This window comes from Pseudomonas sp. B14(2017) (assembly GCF_002113255.1).
Lineage (GTDB): Bacteria > Pseudomonadota > Gammaproteobacteria > Pseudomonadales > Pseudomonadaceae > Aquipseudomonas > Aquipseudomonas putida_Z.
This window is the reverse complement of the sequence record NZ_NEJY01000014.1, coordinates 1-18,786: the sequence shown is the minus strand read 5'-3', so window position 1 is coordinate 18,786 and position 18,786 is coordinate 1. Positions and strand designations below refer to the sequence as shown.

Annotated in this window: 18 protein-coding genes; 1 reads left to right on the top strand and 17 read right to left on the bottom strand. The window is 65.0% G+C overall.

Going from position 1 to position 18,786, the window contains the following annotated elements; genetic code table 11:
- Window positions 1-132: 132 nt before the first annotated feature.
- The gene (locus tag CAG34_RS15735; protein ID WP_085591098.1) at window positions 133-951 is read right to left on the bottom strand and encodes an AraC family transcriptional regulator; all 819 of its coding nucleotides are present in this window, start codon (window positions 949-951) and stop codon (window positions 133-135) included.
- A 131-nt stretch (window positions 952-1,082) separates the two neighbouring features.
- On the opposite strand from CAG34_RS15735, the gene CAG34_RS15730 reads away from it, so the two are divergent.
- A complete protein-coding gene (locus CAG34_RS15730) occupies window positions 1,083-1,706 on the top strand; it encodes a LysE family translocator (RefSeq protein ID WP_046616681.1) in 624 nt (207 codons plus the stop codon).
- A 17-nt stretch (window positions 1,707-1,723) separates the two neighbouring features.
- Here CAG34_RS15730 and CAG34_RS15725 read toward each other — a convergent pair whose 3' ends face one another.
- The 16 genes from CAG34_RS15725 to bamA all read right to left on the bottom strand — a co-directional run.
- Window positions 1,724-1,999 carry a peptidylprolyl isomerase gene (locus CAG34_RS15725; protein WP_013972552.1) on the bottom strand — a complete coding sequence of 92 codons (276 nt, stop codon included), beginning with the start codon at window positions 1,997-1,999 and terminating at the stop codon, window positions 1,724-1,726.
- 202 nt (window positions 2,000-2,201) lie between these two features.
- Window positions 2,202-4,157 carry an acetoacetate--CoA ligase gene (locus tag CAG34_RS15720; RefSeq protein ID WP_085591096.1) on the bottom strand — a complete coding sequence of 652 codons (1,956 nt, stop codon included), beginning with the start codon at window positions 4,155-4,157 and terminating at the stop codon, window positions 2,202-2,204.
- Between the two features lie 143 nt (window positions 4,158-4,300).
- A complete protein-coding gene (eco, locus tag CAG34_RS15715; protein WP_063914771.1) occupies window positions 4,301-4,780 on the bottom strand; it encodes a serine protease inhibitor ecotin in 480 nt (159 codons plus the stop codon).
- A gap of 55 nt (window positions 4,781-4,835) precedes the next feature.
- Window positions 4,836-5,606, bottom strand: coding sequence for a 3-hydroxybutyrate dehydrogenase (hbdH, locus tag CAG34_RS15710; RefSeq protein ID WP_085591093.1), 771 nt, complete (start codon window positions 5,604-5,606; stop codon window positions 4,836-4,838).
- Between the two features lie 10 nt (window positions 5,607-5,616).
- Window positions 5,617-7,008 carry a GntP family permease gene (locus CAG34_RS15705; protein ID WP_075045288.1) on the bottom strand — a complete coding sequence of 464 codons (1,392 nt, stop codon included), beginning with the start codon at window positions 7,006-7,008 and terminating at the stop codon, window positions 5,617-5,619.
- Window positions 7,009-7,292: 284 nt separating this feature from the next.
- Window positions 7,293-8,687, bottom strand: a complete 1,395-nt coding sequence (locus tag CAG34_RS15700; protein WP_085591091.1) for a sigma-54-dependent Fis family transcriptional regulator — start codon at window positions 8,685-8,687, stop codon at window positions 7,293-7,295.
- 140 nt (window positions 8,688-8,827) lie between these two features.
- A complete protein-coding gene (locus tag CAG34_RS15695; RefSeq protein WP_025339234.1) occupies window positions 8,828-9,844 on the bottom strand; it encodes an ABC transporter permease in 1,017 nt (338 codons plus the stop codon).
- Window positions 9,844-10,902: a microcin C ABC transporter permease YejB gene (locus CAG34_RS15690; RefSeq protein WP_085591089.1), complete on the bottom strand. Its 1,059-nt coding sequence runs from the start codon at window positions 10,900-10,902 to the stop codon at window positions 9,844-9,846. The genes CAG34_RS15695 and CAG34_RS15690 overlap by 1 nt, the downstream gene beginning before the upstream one ends.
- Window positions 10,899-12,824, bottom strand: coding sequence for an extracellular solute-binding protein (locus CAG34_RS15685; RefSeq protein WP_143516493.1), 1,926 nt, complete (start codon window positions 12,822-12,824; stop codon window positions 10,899-10,901). Before CAG34_RS15685 ends, CAG34_RS15690 begins: the two co-directional genes overlap by 4 nt.
- Window positions 12,825-12,837: 13 nt before the next feature.
- On the bottom strand, window positions 12,838-13,119 hold the full coding sequence (locus CAG34_RS15680) for a peptidylprolyl isomerase (protein WP_016715592.1): 282 nt from the start codon (window positions 13,117-13,119) through the stop codon (window positions 12,838-12,840).
- An 80-nt stretch (window positions 13,120-13,199) separates the two neighbouring features.
- Entirely contained in the window at window positions 13,200-14,255 is a 1,056-nt protein-coding gene (locus CAG34_RS15675; protein WP_085591085.1) for a 3-deoxy-7-phosphoheptulonate synthase, read from the bottom strand.
- A 555-nt stretch (window positions 14,256-14,810) separates the two neighbouring features.
- Window positions 14,811-15,362, bottom strand: coding sequence for a YbhB/YbcL family Raf kinase inhibitor-like protein (locus CAG34_RS15670; RefSeq protein ID WP_025339230.1), 552 nt, complete (start codon window positions 15,360-15,362; stop codon window positions 14,811-14,813).
- A 48-nt stretch (window positions 15,363-15,410) separates the two neighbouring features.
- Window positions 15,411-15,719 (bottom strand): hypothetical protein, encoded by a 309-nt coding sequence (locus tag CAG34_RS15665; RefSeq protein ID WP_085591082.1) that lies wholly within the window; start codon window positions 15,717-15,719, stop codon window positions 15,411-15,413.
- A gap of 146 nt (window positions 15,720-15,865) precedes the next feature.
- The gene (locus CAG34_RS15660; protein ID WP_085591080.1) at window positions 15,866-16,831 is read right to left on the bottom strand and encodes an endonuclease; all 966 of its coding nucleotides are present in this window, start codon (window positions 16,829-16,831) and stop codon (window positions 15,866-15,868) included.
- 14 nt (window positions 16,832-16,845) lie between these two features.
- Window positions 16,846-17,229 (bottom strand): hypothetical protein, encoded by a 384-nt coding sequence (locus tag CAG34_RS15655; RefSeq protein ID WP_085591078.1) that lies wholly within the window; start codon window positions 17,227-17,229, stop codon window positions 16,846-16,848.
- Between the two features lie 121 nt (window positions 17,230-17,350).
- A partial coding sequence (gene bamA / locus CAG34_RS15650; RefSeq protein WP_143516492.1) for an outer membrane protein assembly factor BamA occupies window positions 17,351-18,786 on the bottom strand: 1,436 nt, incomplete at its 5' end.

Here is an 18,786-nt window from a genome sequence, read left to right as displayed (position 1 = left end):
TTGCAGGCCCATTGCCGGGGCTGCTGCGCAGCCCTTTCGCGACACAAGGCCGCTCCCACATTGAACGGCGTACGCAGCACCTTGTGGGAGCGGCCTTGTGTCGCGAAAGGGGCGCACAGCGCCCCCATGGTCTCAGAGGCTGTGCAAATCCCGATACTGCCCCGGTGTCACCCCCACATGAGCCTTGAACACCCGCTGGAAATGGCTTTGGTCGGCAAACCCGAGCCGATAGGCCACCTCCGCCAAGGCCTGCCCTTCACCCAACAATTGCCGCCCACGGTTGACCCGGGCATTGAGCAGGTAGGCATGCGGTGTAAACCCGGTGGCCGCGCGAAATGCGCGAATCAACTGGTAGCGTCCAAGCCCGGCCTGCCGGGCCAGTACCGCCAGGCTCAACTGCGCCGGGTCCTGGCCTTCGATGTGGGCGATCAGCCCACTCAACGCGGTCGCCCCCAGGGCCGGTGCCGGTGCCAGCGGCGCGTGCCTGGCAAAGTCCAGGTCACCCAGAAAGGCAATCAGCGCCGCATCCTTCTCACCACTGCTGGCGTTGGAGAACAGCAGACTGTTCAGTTCGCAGAACTGCCGATACACCTCCGGCACCTGGCAGATACGTGCCGGCTCGCCGGGCCCGGCACCCTCCAGCCCTGACTCCAGGTGCAGCTGTGCCAGCCAGTCGGCATCCACGTGCAGCATCTGGTAGCTCCACGCCTGCCCGGGCTCGGGGTTGCAGGCATGTACCCGGCGGGCCGGGACCAGCACCAGCGTGCCGGGTGTCAGGCGTTGCTGGCCGTCGCCGGCACCGGTGAAATGACTGTGGCCGGCGTCCACCACACCGATGGAAAACGTCGGGTGGCTGTGGGGCTTGTAGCAGGCGCGGCTATGGCAGGCGCGGCGGCTTTCGACATGCGGCAGGGCCGGGTCGCGCCACAGGGCGGCATGGGAACGGTGCATCACAGGGTCCTCGGTATGCGCGGCAGCTTATCAGGCGCCGCGCACCCATACAGTTTTTTCCGCTGGCTGTAACTTGACCGCAAGGCCCGCTACCCGCCGAAATAGACGCCTGTTGCCAAAGGAAAACAATAATGGACCTCTCAAGCCTGCTGCTTTTCATCCCCGCCTGCTTCGCCCTGAACATGGCGCCGGGGCCGAACAACCTGCTGTCGCTGCACAATGCCAGCCGTTACGGCCTGCGCACGGCCTGCGTGGCCGGCGGCGGGCGCATCGTCGCCTTCAGCGGCATGATTGCCCTGGCGGCCATGGGCCTGGCAGTGGTGCTGCACACCAGCGAGTACCTGTTCCTGGCCATCAAGGTGGTGGGGGCGGCGTACCTGTTCTATATCGCCTGGCAACTGTGGCGGGCACCGGTGGGCGAGGCGGTGGTGGCAAGCGATCACCCACGCGGCACCTGGCGCCTGGCACGTCAGGAGTTCTGGGTGGCCGCTGGTAACCCGAAGGCAATCCTGATCTTCACCGCCTTCCTGCCGCAGTTCGTCTCGGTCGGCAGCGCCACTCCGGTGAGCGAGCAGTTCCTCTGGCTGGGAGTGTTGTTCCTGTTGCTGGAATGGGCCGCCATCGCCATCTACGCCGGCCTGGGGGCGTACCTGCAGCGCTGGTTCAGCCAGCCTGGCCCACGTCGGCTGTTCAACCGGGTCAGCGCCTCATTGCTGGGCTGCGCCGGCCTCGGGCTGCTGGCTGCGCGGCGCTAGAACTGCGTACTCGGCACTTAGTCGCGGTAGAACGTCTGCACCAGGTGATAGCCGAACTTGCTCTTGATCGGCCCGTGCACCACGCGCAGGGGCTTCTTGAAGATCACCTGGTCGATGGCGCCGACCATCTGCCCGGGGCGGATTTCACCCAGGTCGCCGCCACGCTTGCCCGAAGGGCAGGTGGAGAACTTTTTTGCGAGCACGTCGAAAGCCTCGCCATTGGCGATGCGCTGCTTGAGCTTTTCGGCTTCGTCAGCGGTCTTGACCAGGATGTGGCGGGCTTGGGCTTTCATGGGGTACCTGTGCTTCGGGGGCGAAAAAGGTGGGCATTATGCCTTAACGGGTCGGGTTGAGGCCATTGTGGGAGCGGCCTTGCGTCGCGAAAGGGCTGCAAAGCAGCCCCGGGATTTCAGCAGCGAAGCATAGATTTCTGGGGCCGCTTTGCGGCCCTTTCGCGACGCAAGGCCGCTCCCACAATAACGGTGAATACCTTCATTACGGAGTGCGCAACTCCTCGCGATCCCGGAACTGCTCCAGCGCCTCGGGGTTGGCCAGGGCGTCGGTGTTCTTCACCGGCAAGCCATGCACCACATTGCGAATCGCCAACTCCACCAGCTTGCCGCTGATGGTACGCGGTATGTCATCGACCTGGGCGATCACCGCCGGTACATGGCGGGGGGTGGTGTACTGGCGGATCACCTGGCGGATGTGCTGGCGCAGGGTCTCATCCAGCTGCAGGCCGTCACGCAGGCGAACGAACAGCACCACCCGCACGTCGCCTTGCCAGTCCTGGCCGATGGCCACGCTTTCCAGCACCTGCTCGACCTTTTCCACCTGGCGGTAGATCTCCGCCGTGCCAATGCGCACCCCGCCGGGGTTGAGCACGGCATCGGAGCGGCCATGAATCACCAGCCCGCCGTCGGCACGCTGTTCGGCATAGTCGCCCTGGGCCCACACCCCCGGGAACTGGCTGAAGTAGGCGTCGTGATAGCGGCTGCCGTCCGTATCTTTCCAGAACCCCAGCGGCATGGACGGGAAGTTGCGCGTGCACACCAGCTCGCCTTTTTCGCCCTGCAGCGGCTGGCCATGCTCGTTCCACACTTCCACCGCCATGCCCAGGCCCTTGCACTGGATCTCGCCACGGCGCACTGGCAGGGTCGGGTTGCCCAGCACGAAGCAGGAGACGATATCGGTGCCGCCGGACATCGACGCCAGGCACAGGTCGGCCTTGATCTTGCGGTACACGTAGTCGTAGCTGTGTGGCGACAGCGGCGAGCCGGTGGACAGCAGCAGGCGCAAGCGTTCCAGGCGGTGGCTTGCCGCAGGTTCGAGGCCCGCCTGCTCCAGTGCCGCCAGGTACTTGGCGCTGGTACCGAAGGCCTGGATGCCCTCGGCGTCGATCAGGTCCAGCAGCCGTTCGGGGCCGGGATGGAACGGCGAGCCGTCGTACAGCACCAGCGTGGCGCCCACCGCCAGGCCGCTGGCCAGCCAGTTCCACATCATCCAGCCGCAAGTGGTGTAGTAGAACAGTACGTCATCGGCCTTCAGATCGTTGTGCAGGCCATGTTCCTTCAGGTGCTGCAACAACACGCCGCCGGCGCGGTGGACGATGCACTTGGGCACACCGGTGGTGCCGCTGGAATACAGGATGTACAGCGGGTGGTCGAAGGGCAGCGGGGTGAAGCGGGGCTCGCCGCCGGGCTGAAAGAACTCGTCCCACAGGCTGACATTGGCGGCCTGGAATTCGTCGGCGCGCGTCCCGCTGCGGGTATGGGGCACCACGATCAGCCGCTGCAGACCGGGCAGTTGCGCGCACACCTGGTTGACCTTGTCCACCTGGTCGATGGCCTTGCCGGCGTACTGGTACCCGGCACAGGCGATCAGCAGCTTGGGCTCGATCTGGCCGAAGCGGTCGATGATGCCGTGTACGCCAAACTCGGGCGAGGAGCTGGACCACACCGCACCGAGGCTGGTGCAGGCAAGCATGGCGACCAGTGTCTGCCAGGTATTGGGCATGACCGCGGCTACCCGGTCGCCGGGGACGATGCCGGCGGCCTTGAAGGCTGTTTGCAGGCCGGCCACCTGGGCCGCCAGCTGGGTATAGGTGAACAGCTGGCGTTGGCCATCTTCGCGCACGGCGACCAGGGCCGGGCGGTCGTCGCGGCGGCGCAGCAGGTGTTCGGCGAAGTTGAGGGTGGCGTTGCTGAACCACTGGGCATCGGGCATCTGCGGCCCTTCGCTGAGCACCTGGCTCGGCGGGGTATGCCAGTGAACGTGGAAATAGTCGGCAAGGGTTTGCCAGAAGGCAGGGCGCTGCTCGATGCTCCAGCGGTGCAGCGCCTGGTAGTCGTCGAGTTGCAGGTTGTAGCGCAGGTTGACCCGGCGGCGGAAGGCATCCATCCGGCTGGCCTCGATCTGCGCCGTGGAGGGGCGCCAGAGCACATCGTTCATGCCGAACCTCCTGTTGCCTGCAAGGGCCCCATCGCCGGCAAGCCAGCTCCCACAGGAACCTCACAGGTCTTGAGTGCGGTGACCAACCTGTGGGAGCCGGCTTGCCGGCGATGAAGGCATCATCAAGGCCAAAGGCTTGCGTTTTACTCTACTTTAGCCTTTTGCACGTCCTGCGACGCGGTCCAGACGCGGTAGCGCACTTCGACGTCCTTGGGCACATACACCACCACCGGCAGCTTGCTGTTGTAGCGCAGCATGAAGCCTTCACCGACCACTGGCACGAAGGCCTCGGTCTTCTTGCCATCGGGGCAGGCCATCAGCGTGCTGACCGGGCCGCTGACCTTGTCCAGGCGGTAGTAGCTGTAGCCCCAGCCTTCCAGGGTACGTTCCTCCAGGCTACCGCCCAGGCGCTGGCGATTGCAGTCCACCTTCAGGGTCTTGCCGGCGAGGATTTCCAGTTGATAGGCCGACTCATCAGCCTGGGCCGGCAGGTGGATGACCTGCCGGGTGAAGCCTTTTTCCGCCTCGGGGTAGGGCGCGACGTCCTTCAGGCTGGCTGCCATCGCAGGTGCGGCGGCAGCCAGGGTCAGGGCCAGGATCGCGGTCATCGGGGTTGGGCGCATAGGGCCTCCTTGCAGATAAACGAATGCAAGACCGTCGCCAGGCCCAGGCCGCCCGTCACTGGGCCAACCAGCCACCATCGACATTCCAGGCGGCACCGCGAACCTGGCTACCGGCCTCGCTGCACAGGAATAGTACCAGCTCACCCAGGTGTTCGGGGGTGACGAAGGCCAACGATGGCTGTTTTTCCGCCAGCAGATCGTGCTGCGCTTGCAGCGGATCGCCACCGTTGGCAGCACGATCGTCGATCTGCTTCTGCACCAGCGGGGTCAACACCCAGCCAGGGCAGATGGCATTACAGGTGACGTTGCTGGTGGCGGTTTCCAGGCCCACCACCTTGGTCAGGCCGACCACGCCGTGCTTGGCCGCCACATAGGCTGCCTTGCCGGTGGAGCCGACCAGGCCGTGCACCGAGGCGATGTTGATGATGCGCCCCCATTTGCGCGCTCGCATGCCGGGCAGGGCCAGGCGCGTACCATGGAACACGGCCGACAGGTTGAGGGCGATGATCTTGTCCCAGCTTTCCAGCGGGAACTGCTCCACCGGCGCCACGTGCTGGATACCGGCGTTGTTGACCAGGATGTCGACGCCGCCGAACTCGCGCTCGGCCAGGGCGAACAGCGCTTCGATCTGGGCCACGTCCGACAGGTCGGCCGGGTGATGGACTGCCTTCACCCCGTGCCGGGCGATCTCGGCCAGTGCCGGGGCAGGGTCGCCGAAGCCGTTGAGCACGATGTTGGCGCCTGCGCGGGCCAGCACCTGGGCAATGCCCAGGCCGATGCCGCTGGTGGAACCGGTGACGAGTGCGGTCTTGCCTTTGAGGGTCATGCAAAACTCCTTAGACGATGCCGGTGGCGTAGAACGTGGCGATGACCACGAACACCGCCAGGGTCTTGATCAGGGTAATACCGAAGATGTCCTTGTAGGCCTCGCGGTGGGTCAGCCCGGTCACGGCCAGCAGGGTGATGACCGCACCGTTGTGCGGCAGGGTGTCCATGCCCCCGCTGGCCATGGCGGCCACCCGGTGCAGCACTTCGAGCGGGATGTTGGCGGCATTGGCGGCGGCGATGAAGCTGTCGCCCATGGCCGCCAGGGCGATGCTCATGCCGCCCGAGGCAGAGCCGGTGATGCCGGCCAGCAAGGTCACGGTGATGGCTTCGTTGACCAGTGGGTTGGGAATGCCGCGCAGGGCGTCCGCCAATACCAGGAAGCCCGGCAGCGAGGCGATCACCGCGCCAAAGCCGTATTCCGAGGCGGTGTTCATGGCCGCCAGCAAGGCGCCGCCCACGGCGCTTTTGGTGCCTTCGGCCAGGCGGGTGCGGATGGCGCCGAAGGCACACACAAGCACCATCAGGATGCCCACCAGCAACGCCGCCTGCACTGCCCAGATGGCCGTGAGCTTGGCCACATCGCTTTGCACCGGCGCGCTCATGCCGGGCAGTTGCAGGCTGTGGCTGGGGCCGTACCACTGCGGGATCCAGTGGGTGAACAGCAGGTTCATCACCCCCACCAGCAGCAGTGGCGACAGGGCCAGCCAGGGGTTGGGCAGCGCCAGGTCGGCAGCGGTTTCCGGTTCGTTGCGCAAGTCGCTGCCATAGCCTTCTCCGGCGCGCTGGGCCTTGTTGCGCTGGCGCTGCAGGTAGGCCATACCGGTGCAGAACACGAACAGTGTGCCGATCAGGCCCAGCCAGGGTGCGGCCCAGGCGGTGGTGTTGAAGAAGGTGCTGGGGATGATGTTCTGGATCTGCGGGGTGCCGGGCAGGGCATCCATGGTGAACGAGAACGCGCCCAGGGCGATGGTTGCCGGGATCAGGCGCTTGGGGATATTGCTCTGGCGGAACATCTCGGCGGCGAACGGGTAAACCGCGAACACCACCACGAACAGCGACACGCCGCCGTAGGTGAGCAGGGCGCAGACCAGCACGATCACCAGCATCGCCTGGCGGGTGCCGAGCACGCGGATGGCGGCGGCGACGATCGAGCGCGAGAAGCCGGACAGCTCGATCAGCTTGCCGAACACGGCCCCCAGCAGGAACACCGGGAAGTAGAGCTTGATGAAGCCGACCATTTTCTCCATGAACACCCCGGTGAATGCGGGGGCCACGGCAGACGGGTCGGTGAGCAGTACCGCACCGAGGGCGGCGATGGGGGCGAAGAGGATTACGCTGTAGCCGCGGTAGGCAGCCAGCATCAGCAGGGCCAGAGCGGCGAGGGCGATGAGCACGGTCATCGGGGTGGGTCTCCTGGGTGAGTCTTGTTTTTATCGGTGAACAGGAGATAGCGGGAATCGTGCCAGATCGGTAAGTTGATGATTTTAAATGATTAATTTTGTTTTTCTAAAAATCTTGTCTACATTTTGAGACTGTAGGGGCTGCGTTGCAGCCCATCGCCGGCAAGCCAGCTCCCACAGGGTTATCCAAAAGCTCTGAAAGCGGTGCAATACCTTGTGGGAGCTGGCTTGCCGGCGATCGAGGGCGAAGCCCTCGCAGCGATCTCAAATCAGAAACACAAGTCTCAAATTGGAGACGAAATCCCCAGCGCTACCATCTTCTTGTACAAGGTCGACCGCCCCAACCCCAATGCTTGCGCGGCCTGCGGCACATTTCCCGCATGCTCGGCCAATGCCCCAACAATCAGCTTACGCTCAAACTCTTCACACGCCTCACGGTAAGTCTGCCGCATAGGTTCACCCGCCACCGGGCTCAACGGCCCCAATGCCGCCCGTAGATCCGCCACCCCCAGCCGCGGCTGATCCGCCAGCAGCGTGGCCCGCTCCAGCACATTGCGCAGCTCGCGAATGTTCCCCGGCCATGCATGCCGCGCCAATAGCTGCTGCGCTTCGGCCTCGAGCTCATACTGGCTGCCCAGTTCCCCCAGGATGGCCTCGCACAGCGCCGGCAGGTCCTCCAGCCGTTGCCGCAGTGGCGGCACCTCGATCGGCAGCACATTCAGCCGGTAATACAGGTCGGCGCGGAATGCCCCGCGGGCGATGGCAGCCTGCAGGTCGATGGAGGTGGCGGCAATGATGCGCACATCACTGCGCAGCATCTGGTTCGAGCCTACCGGCTCGTACTCCTTCTCCTGCAACACCCGCAGCAGCTTGCTCTGCAGGGCCAGCGGCATGTCGCCGATCTCGTCGAGGAACAGCGTGCCGCCTTCGGCCAGTTGCAGCTTGCCGCTGCGGCCCTTGCGATCGGCGCCGGTAAAGGCGCCGGGGGCGGTGCCGAAGAATTCGGCTTCCAGCAGCGTCTCGGGGATGGCCGCACTGTTGATGCTGACAAACGCCTTGTGCGCCCGCGCCGACGCCGCATGGATGGCATGGGCCAGCAGTTCCTTGCCGGTGCCGGTTTCGCCCAGCAGCAGCACCGGCGAATCACTGCTTGCGCCACGCCGGGCGCGGCGCTTGGCATCTAGGCTGGCGGCGCTGCTGCCGACGAACTGGGCGAAGCTGTACTTGGCCTGGCGGGCGCGCAATTGCGAGCGGGTCGAGGCCAGCTCCTGCTGCATGCTGGAGTAGCGTTTGAGCAGTGGCGACAGGCTGCGCAACTCATCGAACAGGGCAAAGCCGATGGCGCCGATCAGCGCGCCCTGGTCGTCGTGGATGGGCAGGCGCATTACCACCAGCGGCTCGTTCGGGGTGTCGAGCATGTCCAGCAGGATTGGCCGGCCATTGCTCACTACCTCGCGCATCAGGCTGCCCGGGATCACCGCCTCGCATGGCTGGCCGATGGCACTGGCGGCGTCGGCCAGGCCAAAGCGCCGGGCGTAGCGCTCGTTCATCCAGACGATGCGCGCCTGGCGGTCGACGATTACCGTGCCCTCGCTGGACTGCTCGATGATCTCGAACAACGAGCGGATCGCCAGTTGCCGTACCTGGGGGTAGTCCTTGAGGCTGTCGCTGTCGTGCATGGGTAGAAATCCTGAAATCTGTGTAAGCAGGGCCGGCCTCTTCGCGGGCTTGCCCGCTCCCACAGGGTCACCACAAATCCTGAGGACTGCGGGGTACCTGTGGGAGCGGGCAAGCCCGCGAAGAGGCCAGACCTGAAAACCTATCCCCTGGGGTCGAACGCCTCGCGCAAGGCATCCCCGATAAACACCAGCAGCGACAGGATCACCGCCAGCGCAAAGAACGCGGTAAAGCCCAGCCACGGCGCCTCCAGGTGCTGTTTGCCCTGGGTCACCAGCTCTCCCAGCGAGGCACTCCCGGCCGGCATGCCGAAACCGAGAAAATCCAGCGCAGTCAGGGTGGTGATCGCCCCGGTCAGCATGAACGGCACATAGGTCAGCGTTGCATTCATGGCATTGGGCAGGATGTGCCGCAGCATCACCTGGCTGTCTGGCAACCCCAGCGCCCTTGCGGCCTTCACGTACTCCAGGTTGCGACCGCGCAGGAACTCGGCGCGCACCACATCGACCAGAGTCAGCCAGGAGAACAGCGCCATGATCCCCAGCAGCCACCAGAAGTCCGGCTCGACGAACCCGCTGAGGATGATCAGCAGGTACAGCACCGGCAACCCCGACCACACCTCCAGCAGGCGCTGGCCGACCAGGTCGACCCAGCCGCCGTGGTAGCCCTGCAGGGCACCGGCCGCCACCCCGATCAGCACGCTGACCACGGTCAGGGCGAAGGCGAACAGCAAGGATACCCGGGTGCCATACAGCACCCGGGCCAGCACGTCGCGGCCCTGGTCGTCGGTACCCAGCCAGTTGCTCGCGCTCGGCGGGCTGGGGGTGGGCACTTGCAGGTCGTAGTTGGGGGTATCGGCGCTGAACGGGATGGGGGCGAACAGCATCCAGCCACCTTGCTGCTCGATCAGCTGGCGTACATAGGCGCTGCGGTAGTCTGGCTGGAACGGCAGCTGGCCGCCGAACTGCTGCTCGGTGTAGCGCTTGAGCGCCGGCACGTACAGGTCGCCCTTGTAGCCCAGCAGCAGCGGTTTGTCGTTGGCCACCAGCTCGGCACACAGGCTCAGCAGCAGAAGGGCGGCGAACAGCCACAGCGAAACCCAGCCGAGGCGGTTGCGGCGAAAGCGTTGCAGGCGACGACGCGAGATCGGTGAAAGCATCAGCGCGCCCTCGTGTCGAAGTCGATACGCGGGTCGAGCAGGGTGTACGACAGGTCACCGATCAGGCGGATCAGCAGGCCCGCCAGGGTGAAGATGAACAGCGTGCCGAACACCACCGGGTAATCCCGCGCCACCGCCGCCTCGTAACTCATGCGGCCCAGGCCATCGAGCGAGAAGATCACCTCGATCAGCAACGAGCCGGCGAAGAACACCGTGATCAACGCCTGCGGCAACCCGGCCACCACCAGCAGCATGGCATTGCGCAGCACATGGCCATACAGCACCCGGCGTTGGCTCAGGCCCTTGGCGCGGGCGGTAACCACGTATTGCCGGGAAATCTCGTCGAGGAAGGCGTTTTTGGTCAGCAGCGTCAGGGTGGCGAAGCCGCCGATCACCAGGGCACCGACCGGCAGCACCAGGTGCCAGAAGTAGTCGGCGACCTTGCCCAGCAGGCTGAGCTCGTCGAAGTTGTCCGAGACCAGGCCGCGCACCGGGAACCAGCTGAGCGAGGTGCCGCCGGCGAACAGCACGATCAGCAACAGGGCGAACAGGAACGAGGGCAGGGCATAGCCGACCACGATCAGTGCACTGCTCCAGGCATCGAAGCGGCTGCCGTGGCGCACTGCCTTGCGGATGCCCAGCGGGATCGACACCAGGTAGGTGATCAGCGTGGCCCAGAAGCCCAGCGACAGGGTGACCGGCAACTTGTCGAGGATCAGGTCGGTGACCTTGGCGCCGCGGAAGAAGCTGTTGCCGAAGTCCAGCCGGGCGTACTGGCCCAGCATCAACCACAGGCGCTCGGGGGCGGATTTGTCGAAGCCGTACTGGCGCTTGATCTCCTCGATCAGTTTCGGGTCCAGGCCACGGGTGGCTCGTGACTCGCCGTGCACCACCTCGGCCCGGGCACCTGGGGCGCCGCCGCCGATGCCCTGCAGGCGTGCCACCGCCTGCTCCACCGGGCCACCCGGCGCGGCCTGGACAATGGCAAAGTTGACCAGCAGGATCGCCAGCAGGGTCGGGATGATCAGCAACAGGCGGCGCAGGATGTAGGTGGTCATGGCGAGGATTTCCGGCGCTCGGCCATTTGCGCGTTGGTCAGCGCGGTGGGGCTGACTTCCCACCAGGTGTCCAGGCCTTCGTCATAGGCAGCCTGGACCTTGGGCAGGCCGAAGCGGTTCCACCAGGCAGTGGAGCTGCCCGGTGGGTAGTAGTTGGGGATCCAGTAGTAGTTCCATTGCAGCACCCGGTCCAGGGCATGGGCGTGGTGCAGCATGTCGGCCTGGGTGTCGGCGCGCACCAGTCCGTCGATCAGGCGGTCCACGGCAGGGTCCTGCAGCACCATCAGGTTGTTCGACCCAGGGTCGTGGGCCGCTGCCGAGCCAAAATAGTTGTACAGCTCGGCGCCGGGCGACAGGGTGACCGGGTAGCCGGTGACGATCATGTCGTAGTCACGCGCCATCAGGCGGTTGACGTACTGGGCCGAATCGACGTTGCGGATGTCCAGGGTCACGCCAATCTGGGCCAGGTTGCGCTTCCACGGCAGCAGCAGGCGCTCCATGCCCGCCTGGCCGTTGAGGAAGGTGAACGCCAGCGGCGTGCCCTGGCTGTTCACCAGGCGGTCGCCTTCGGGGCGCCAGCCGGCTTGTTCGAGCAGCGCCAGTGCCTGCAGCTGCTGCTTGCGGATGATCCCCGAACCATCGGTGACCGGGGCGGTGAACACGGTGCTGAAGACTTCGTCCGGCACCTTGCCGCGCAACGGTTCGAGCAGTTTCAACTCGCCGGCATCCGGCAGTTGGCGGGCGGCCAGCGGGGTATTGGAAAAAACACTCTGCTGGCGGATGTACATGTTGCGCATCATCTGCCGGTTGCTCCACTCGTAGTCCCACAGCATGCCCAGCGCCTGGCGCACGCGACGGTCCTTGAACTGCGGCCGGTCGAGGTTGAACACGAAGCCTTGGGCCACCTGCGGTTTGGCCGGGCCCAGGTGGGCGCGCTGCAGGCGGCCGTCGTCCAGTTGTGCGCCGTTGTAGCCCAGCGTGTAGGCGGTGGCGGAGAATTCGCGGTTGTAGTCGTAGCCGCCGCCTTTGAGCACCTGCCGCGCCACTTCGGTATCACCGAAGTACTCGATGCGCAGCTTGTCGAAATTGTAGCGGCCACGGCTGACCGGCAGATCGCGCGCCCACCAGTTGGCGTCGCGCTCGAAGGTGATGCTGCGGCCGTTGTCGATGCGCCCGATACGGTACGGCCCGCTGCCGACCGGCTTGTCGAAGCCGGCGCCGTTGGCAAAATCGCGCTGCTGCCAGTCGTGTTCGGGCAGTACCGGCAGGCTGGCGAGGTCCAGCGGCAGGGTGCGGCCGTGGTCGGGCTTGAAGTCGAAGCGCACGCTGTGCGGGCTTTCCACGATGACGCCGGCAACATCGGCGAACTGGGTGCGGTACTTGAGGCTGCCCTTGCTCATCAGCAGCTCGAAGGTAAAGCGTACGTCCTCGGCGCGCACCGGCTTGCCATCGGCGAAGGTGGCGCGCGGGTCGATCTCGAACCGCAGCCAGGCATCCTCCGGGCCGCGCTCCATGCGCCGGGCGATCAGGCCGTAGACGGTGTAGGGTTCATCGAACGAGCGCACGGCAAGTGGCGCGTACAGCAGGCCATCGACCTCGCTGACACCGATGCCTTTGTCGATGTACGGCAGGATATGGTCGAACTGGCCGATCTCGATGGCCGAGCGGCGCAGGATGCCGCCTTTGGGGGCGTCGGGGTTGACGTAGTCGAAATGCTGGAAGCCGGCGTTGTAGCGGGGGGCTTCGCCGTAGACGGTGAGGGCGTGGGTGGAGGCGGCGTGGGCCATCAAGCTCATGCACGCAAACACAAGCCCCCAAAGTACTTGTGGGAGCGGGCGTGCCCGCGAATGCGTCAGATCAGACAATGAGATTGCCTGGTCTGGCCTATTCGCGGGCATGCCCGCTCCCACAGGGGATTTCATCGGCTGCGAGGACTTAGTCCTGGCGGCTGGTCACTTCCAGCAGGTGGTAGCCGAACTGGGTCTTCACCGGGCCTTGCACGGTATTGACCGGGGCGCTGAACACCACGGTGTCGAACTCCTTGACCATCTGGCCCGGGCCGAACGAGCCCAGGTCACCGCCCTGGCGGCTGGACGGGCAGGTGGAGTTGGCTTTGGCGATTTCAGCGAAGTCGGCGCCTGCTTCGATCTGGGCTTTCAGTTCGTTGCATTTATCGATGCTGCTGACCAGGATGTGGCGGGCGGTTGCACGGGCCATGGGTACTGCTCCTTGGGGTAAAAAAGGCAAGCCTAGCGCACTTGTCCGGGGTATGTCTCGCCAGGCTTGCATCCCGCTACCTAGAGTTTTTGTGCCGCCTCGCGCAACAGGGTTTCGGTCGAAGCCCAGCCCAGGCAACCGTCGGTGATCGACACGCCGTATTTCAGCGCGCCCTTGCCCAGCGCCTGGCAGCCGTCGAACAGGTGCCCTTCGATCATCACGCCGACGATCGAACGGTCGCCGGCCAGGCGCTGCTCCAGCACATCGTTGAAAACCGCCGGCTGGCGCGCCGGGTCCTTGCCGCTGTTGGCATGGCTGCAATCGACCATGATCCGCGCCTGCAGCCCGGCCTTGGCCAGCGCCTGGCGGGCCATGGCGATGCTGTTGGCGTCAAAGTTCGGGCCCTTGTGGCCGCCGCGCAGCACCAGGTGGGTGTCCGGGTTGCCCAAGGTCTCGATGATGGCCGGGTAGCCCTGCGCATCCATGCCGAAGTGGCGGTGCGGGTGGGCGGCGCTGCGCATGGCGTCGCTGGCGATGGCGATGCCGCCGTCGGTGCCGTTCTTGAAACCTACCGGCAGTTCCAGGCCACTGACCATTTCGCGGTGGATCTGCGACTCGGTGGTGCGCGCGCCAATCGCGGCCCAGGCCAGAAGGTCATCGAAGTAGCCGGCGGCCATTGGCTGCAGCAGTTCGGTGGCAACCGGCAGGCCGCGTTCGATCATGTTCAGCATCAGCCCGCGGGACAGGGCGATGCCGGCGTGCATGTCGTCGCTGCCATCGAGGTGCGGGTCGTAGGCAAGGCCTTTCCAGCCGACCGTGGTGCGGGGTTTTTCGACGTAGGCGCGCATCACCAGCAGCAGCTTGTCGTCGACTTCGCGGCTGAGGGCGGCCAGGCGGTCGGCGTATTCCAGGGCCGAGCGCGGGTCGTGGATCGAGCACGGGCCAACGATCACCAGCAGGCGCTGGTCGCGGCCTTCGAGGATGTCGCGGATGGCCTGGCGGTGGGCATGGACTTGCTGGGTAAGTTCGCTGGACAGCGGCATTTGCTGTTTGAGCAGGTGCGGGCTGGGCAGGCGCTGGCTGACGGTGGTGTTGGCGGCTTGCGGCTGGGTCAAGGCGAGGCTGGAAGCTTGCATGGCGTTTTTTCCCTGGGCGGACGGCGGGCTCTGGCCCGCATGGTCGGCCCTATCGAGGTGTTCGACAGATCGTTGAATTCGTATTGGCTGCTGCATTGCCACCTGTGGAAGACCGAACGGAGGCGGCAGGCTGGCCCGAACGGGATTGGCTAAATCGCCAGGCGTAAGTGTTTGCGTAGTAATAAGTGGCGTAGTTCATGAATCTGTCCTCAATGTGAATCGGTGTTGTTCAAAGGCCTGAAAAGCAAAACCCCCGGTCGGGGAGCCGACCGGGGGTTTGAGTATTCTCATGTTCGGCGGCCCCTCGAAGGTGGGCGCCGTGTGGGTATCGGCGCCTAGTGGCTAAACCAATACCCAAAGTAATAGCTGGCAGGTGCCACGCAGCCGGCAACGGCCAGCACAGGGCGCAGGCTGCGACCGGTGTGGTTGGCGTGGTTGCGGGTGTGTTTCGGCATGTTGCTCTCCAGTGAATGAGCCCGAGCTTACTTCAGTTCGGCCGGGCCATTCAATGGATAAATGTTATGGGGGTGATCAATTGTTTTTGTACCGCACGGTTCAATGGCCATAGCGCCCGACCAGGCTCTGCGCCCCTAGCGCGTGACCTTGCAGCAGTTGCAGCAGGCCGCTGCGGTCCAGGCCTTCGGGCAGGGTGCCCAATGGCAGGTCGGTGGCGATCAGCGTCAGTGCGTAGTGGTGCGGGTTGTCGCCGGCGGGTGGGCAGGGGCCGCGGTAGCTGAGCGTGCCCCGCGAGTTGCGCCCCACGGTCACGCCTTGCCCGGTCAGCCCGGCGACGCCTTCCTTCAGCCCATCCTGGGCCGGGTCGATGTTGTAGGCGATCCAGTGGACCACGCCAATGCCCTTGCCGCCGTCCGGGTCGAACATGATCAGGGCCAGCGACTGGGTGCCTGCGGGTAGGTTGTCCCAGCTCAGTTGCGGGGTGCGCTCTTCGCCGGCACCGCAGGCCGGGTCCGGGCCAACCTGTTGCAAGGCGATCACGCCGCCATCGGTGAACGACGATGAACTGATCGACAGCGCGCCCTGGCCACCAGCGACGGCCAGGGCGCTGCACGGCAGCAGGGCGGCGAGCAGCCAGGGTTTGAGGTTCATGGTGAATCCTTGGCAGGGCGTTCCGGCGCAGTGTAGCCCAGGCCGGCCTCAATGGCTGTCCTGATCCTCGGCGGTGCCACCGGTGCGCCCGGCGCCGGAGCCGGTTGCTTCGCCGGTGCTGTTCGAGCCGCCAGCGGCGCCGTCGGCGGCATCGCTGTTGCTGCCGGTGTCGCTGCTGTCATTGGTTTTGCTGCTGCCTGGGCTGTTTACGCTGCTGTCTTCACCGGCGGTCTTGCCACCGTGCTGGTCGGTTTGCGGGCGGCTGTCGGTGTCTGTGTCGGTGGCGGCGAAGCTGGTGCCAGTGACGCTGGCCAGGGTAAGGGCAAGGCACAGTGAGAGTGGGCGAATGCGGATCATGGAACGTCTCCTTTGCGGATGATCTGTCATTCGTTGGGCTGGGGGTGGGGAGTGGGGTGCCGTCTGGGCGACGGATGGTCATTGTTGCGGGCTGCCGTGCAGCCCGCTCGATTGCAAGGGGGCCGCGCAGGCCCCGAGGAAGGTGATCAGCGGCAGTTGCCCGCCTTGCGATAACCCGCTGCCTGCGCCTCACCCTCTGTGGCGAAGGTGACCTGGTTCTTCGCGGTGACCTGGGTATAGCCCGGGCAGCCGACGGAAAGGTGATAGACGTGGCTGTTGCGGTTGCCAAGCACCGCCCCCACCGACCCGGCATTGGCCAGGCTCGGCTTGGCCTCTGGCTTGGCAGCCTTCGCCGGCACCGCTTGCACCACGCCACTGCCGACCGGCTCGTAGTTGGCGGTCCATTTGCGTTCCCCGCTCACGAAGGGGTTGGCATGGCCCATGATCGCGGCAATGCGCCGGTCACGCTCTTTCTCCCAGGCCGACACCGGGTGCTGTTTGTCCCAGGCCATCAGCAACTGTTGCTGTTGGCGCGACATGCTCAGCTTGTAACGGTCGTACATGTAGAAGGTGGTGCGGGCGACCAGGCCTTTCACTTCGTCACGCGGTTCGGCAGCACGCTGCACGAAGTCCACCTTGGTGGTGCACTGCCCGTATTGCCCTGCATTGCCAGCAACCATGCCGTAGTTGAAATTGCTGCGGTCGCCGTTGACCTCGCCTACTGCCGGGTACAGGTTGAACAGGTCGGCCTCCATGGCGCGGAACACCGGGTCGTCATCCACGCAATGCTCGCGGCCACCGTTCTTCCAGCACTGGCGCTGGTTGCCGAAGGTGTAGGCCGGCACGATGTGCTCCCATTCGGTGCGTTCGGCGCGGTTCTGCTGCTTGCGGGTCTGGTAGCCGCAAGAGGCGGCATCGATACGCCCGCCAGACTTGCCCACCCAGGCCCATTTGCAACCGCAGTACAGGTCGCCCATGGCACTGCTGGCCTGGTCCATGTACACCTTCTGCTTGGCCACCACCTTGGCTTCGGTGAAGGTCGCCGGTGGGCTGGCAAGGGCGGGCAGGGTAAAGGAAAACAGTAAGGATACGGCGTAAAGCAGTGATTTCATGGGGAAAACATATTTCAGATTGGGGCATGCATTGTAATCATTTCCTTGGGGCAGGCCAGCTCGCTGATCCACACCAGTGGGCGGCGCGGGTCGTCGCTGCCCATGCTGCTGAACGTGGCCGAGTCGAGCATGGCCTTGAGTTGGGTGGCCATGCGCAGCAGGCGCTCGATGAAGCCGGTGCCGACGGCGCCGGTGTCCTCCAGGGAAACACCGCTCTGGTTGTGCTGGATTGCCAGGTGGTAGTGGCTGACCCCGGCACCGTTGCCACTGCCGCCCAGCACCACGGTGAAGCGCGGGCCGAGCAGCCCGGCCAGGCGCTGCTGGACCAGGTCGAGTAGCGCGACCGGGACTTCGTCGGGGCGCAGTGAAGTGGGGAAGCATGGTGTGAAGGGTGGCATGGGCATGTCCTGCTGGGCGGGGTACGAGTCCTGGCCAGCTTAAGCAAGGTCACTGTCAACTTGGGTTAAGCAGGGGTAAAAGCGGGTAATGCTCAACGCCAGGCCGTTACGGCATCAGGCATCAGAAGGTCTGGCCCAGCGAGAACTGGAAGATCTGGGTTTCTGCCCCATCCGGCTTCTTCAGCGGTGCCGCCAGGCTGAAACTCAACGGCCCCATCGGGCTGTACCAGGTCACGCCAACCCCCAGCGACATGGCCATCTGTGCCAGGTCCACGCTGCCGCAGCCCTGGGTGGTCGACAGGTAGCAGGTGTCGGCGTACACGTTGCCGGCATCGACGAACACCGAGCTGCGCAGCTGGCTCTGGTTCTTCACGAACGGCAACGGGAAGATGTATTCGGCGCCGCCGGCAATCAGGATGTTGCCGCCCAGCACGTCGGTGTCACGGTCGGAGTAATAGGCCTGCCCGGCGCTGGCGTAGGTGCCGGTGGCCGGGGTATTGCGCGGGCCGAGGCTGCCGTCCTTGAACCCGCGCACCGAACCCAGCCCACCTGCGGTGTAGCTTTCATAGAACGGCAGCCCGTCGGTGGAACCGTAGCCGTTGCCGTAGCCCAGGCTGGTATGCAGGCGCAGCGAGGTGTTGCTGGTTAGCGGCAGGTAGGTCTGGCCGCTGTAGTCCAGCTTGTAGAACGACAGGTCGCTGCCAGGGGTGGTGGCCATCAGCGTCAGGCTCTGCGAGTGGCCGCGGGTAGCCAGCACGCCTTTGTTCAAGGTCGATTCCGACCAGCCGATCGAGGCCTTGAGGTTGTTGAAACTCTTGCCTTCGCGGGCGATGAAGTCGTAGATCTCGTCGGCGCTGTAGGTACCGGGCGAGATATTGTCGTGCTGCAGGGTCAGGCCATAGGTCAGGCGCGAGGTTTCGTTGATCGGGTAGCCAAAGCTGACCCCGGCACCGTAGCTGTCGATCGCGTAATAGGAAACGCCGTCGTCGTAGTAATCGCTGTAGTCGGTGCTGTTGTAGAACAGGTTGTAGCCCAGGCTGACGCCATCGGTGGTGAAGTAGGGGTCGGTGAAGCCGAAGTTGTACTTGGTCTGGTACTCGCTGCGGGTCAGGCCGATGGACACCTTGTTACCGGTACCGAGGAAGTTGCTCTGGCTGATCGAACCACCGAGGATCAGGCCGGCGCTCTGGGCGAAACCGACGCTGGCGGTGATCGAGCCGGAGGCCTGTTCTTCGACGCTGTAGTTGACGTCGACCTGGTCGTCGGTGCCCGGCACCGGCGGGGTCTCGACGTTCACTTCCTTGAAGAAGCCCAGGCGTTCCAGGCGGGTCTTGGACTGGTCGATCAGGTAGGTCGAGGCCCAGCCGCCTTCCATCTGGCGCATTTCGCGACGCAGCACTTCGTCTTCGGTCTTTGTGTTGCCGCGGTAGTTGATGCGGTTGACGTAGGCACGCTTGTCCGGGTCGACCACGAACATGATGTCGACGGTGTGGTCTTCATCGTTCGGCTGCGGCACGCCGTTGACGTTGGCGAAGGTGTAGCCTTCGTTACCCAGGC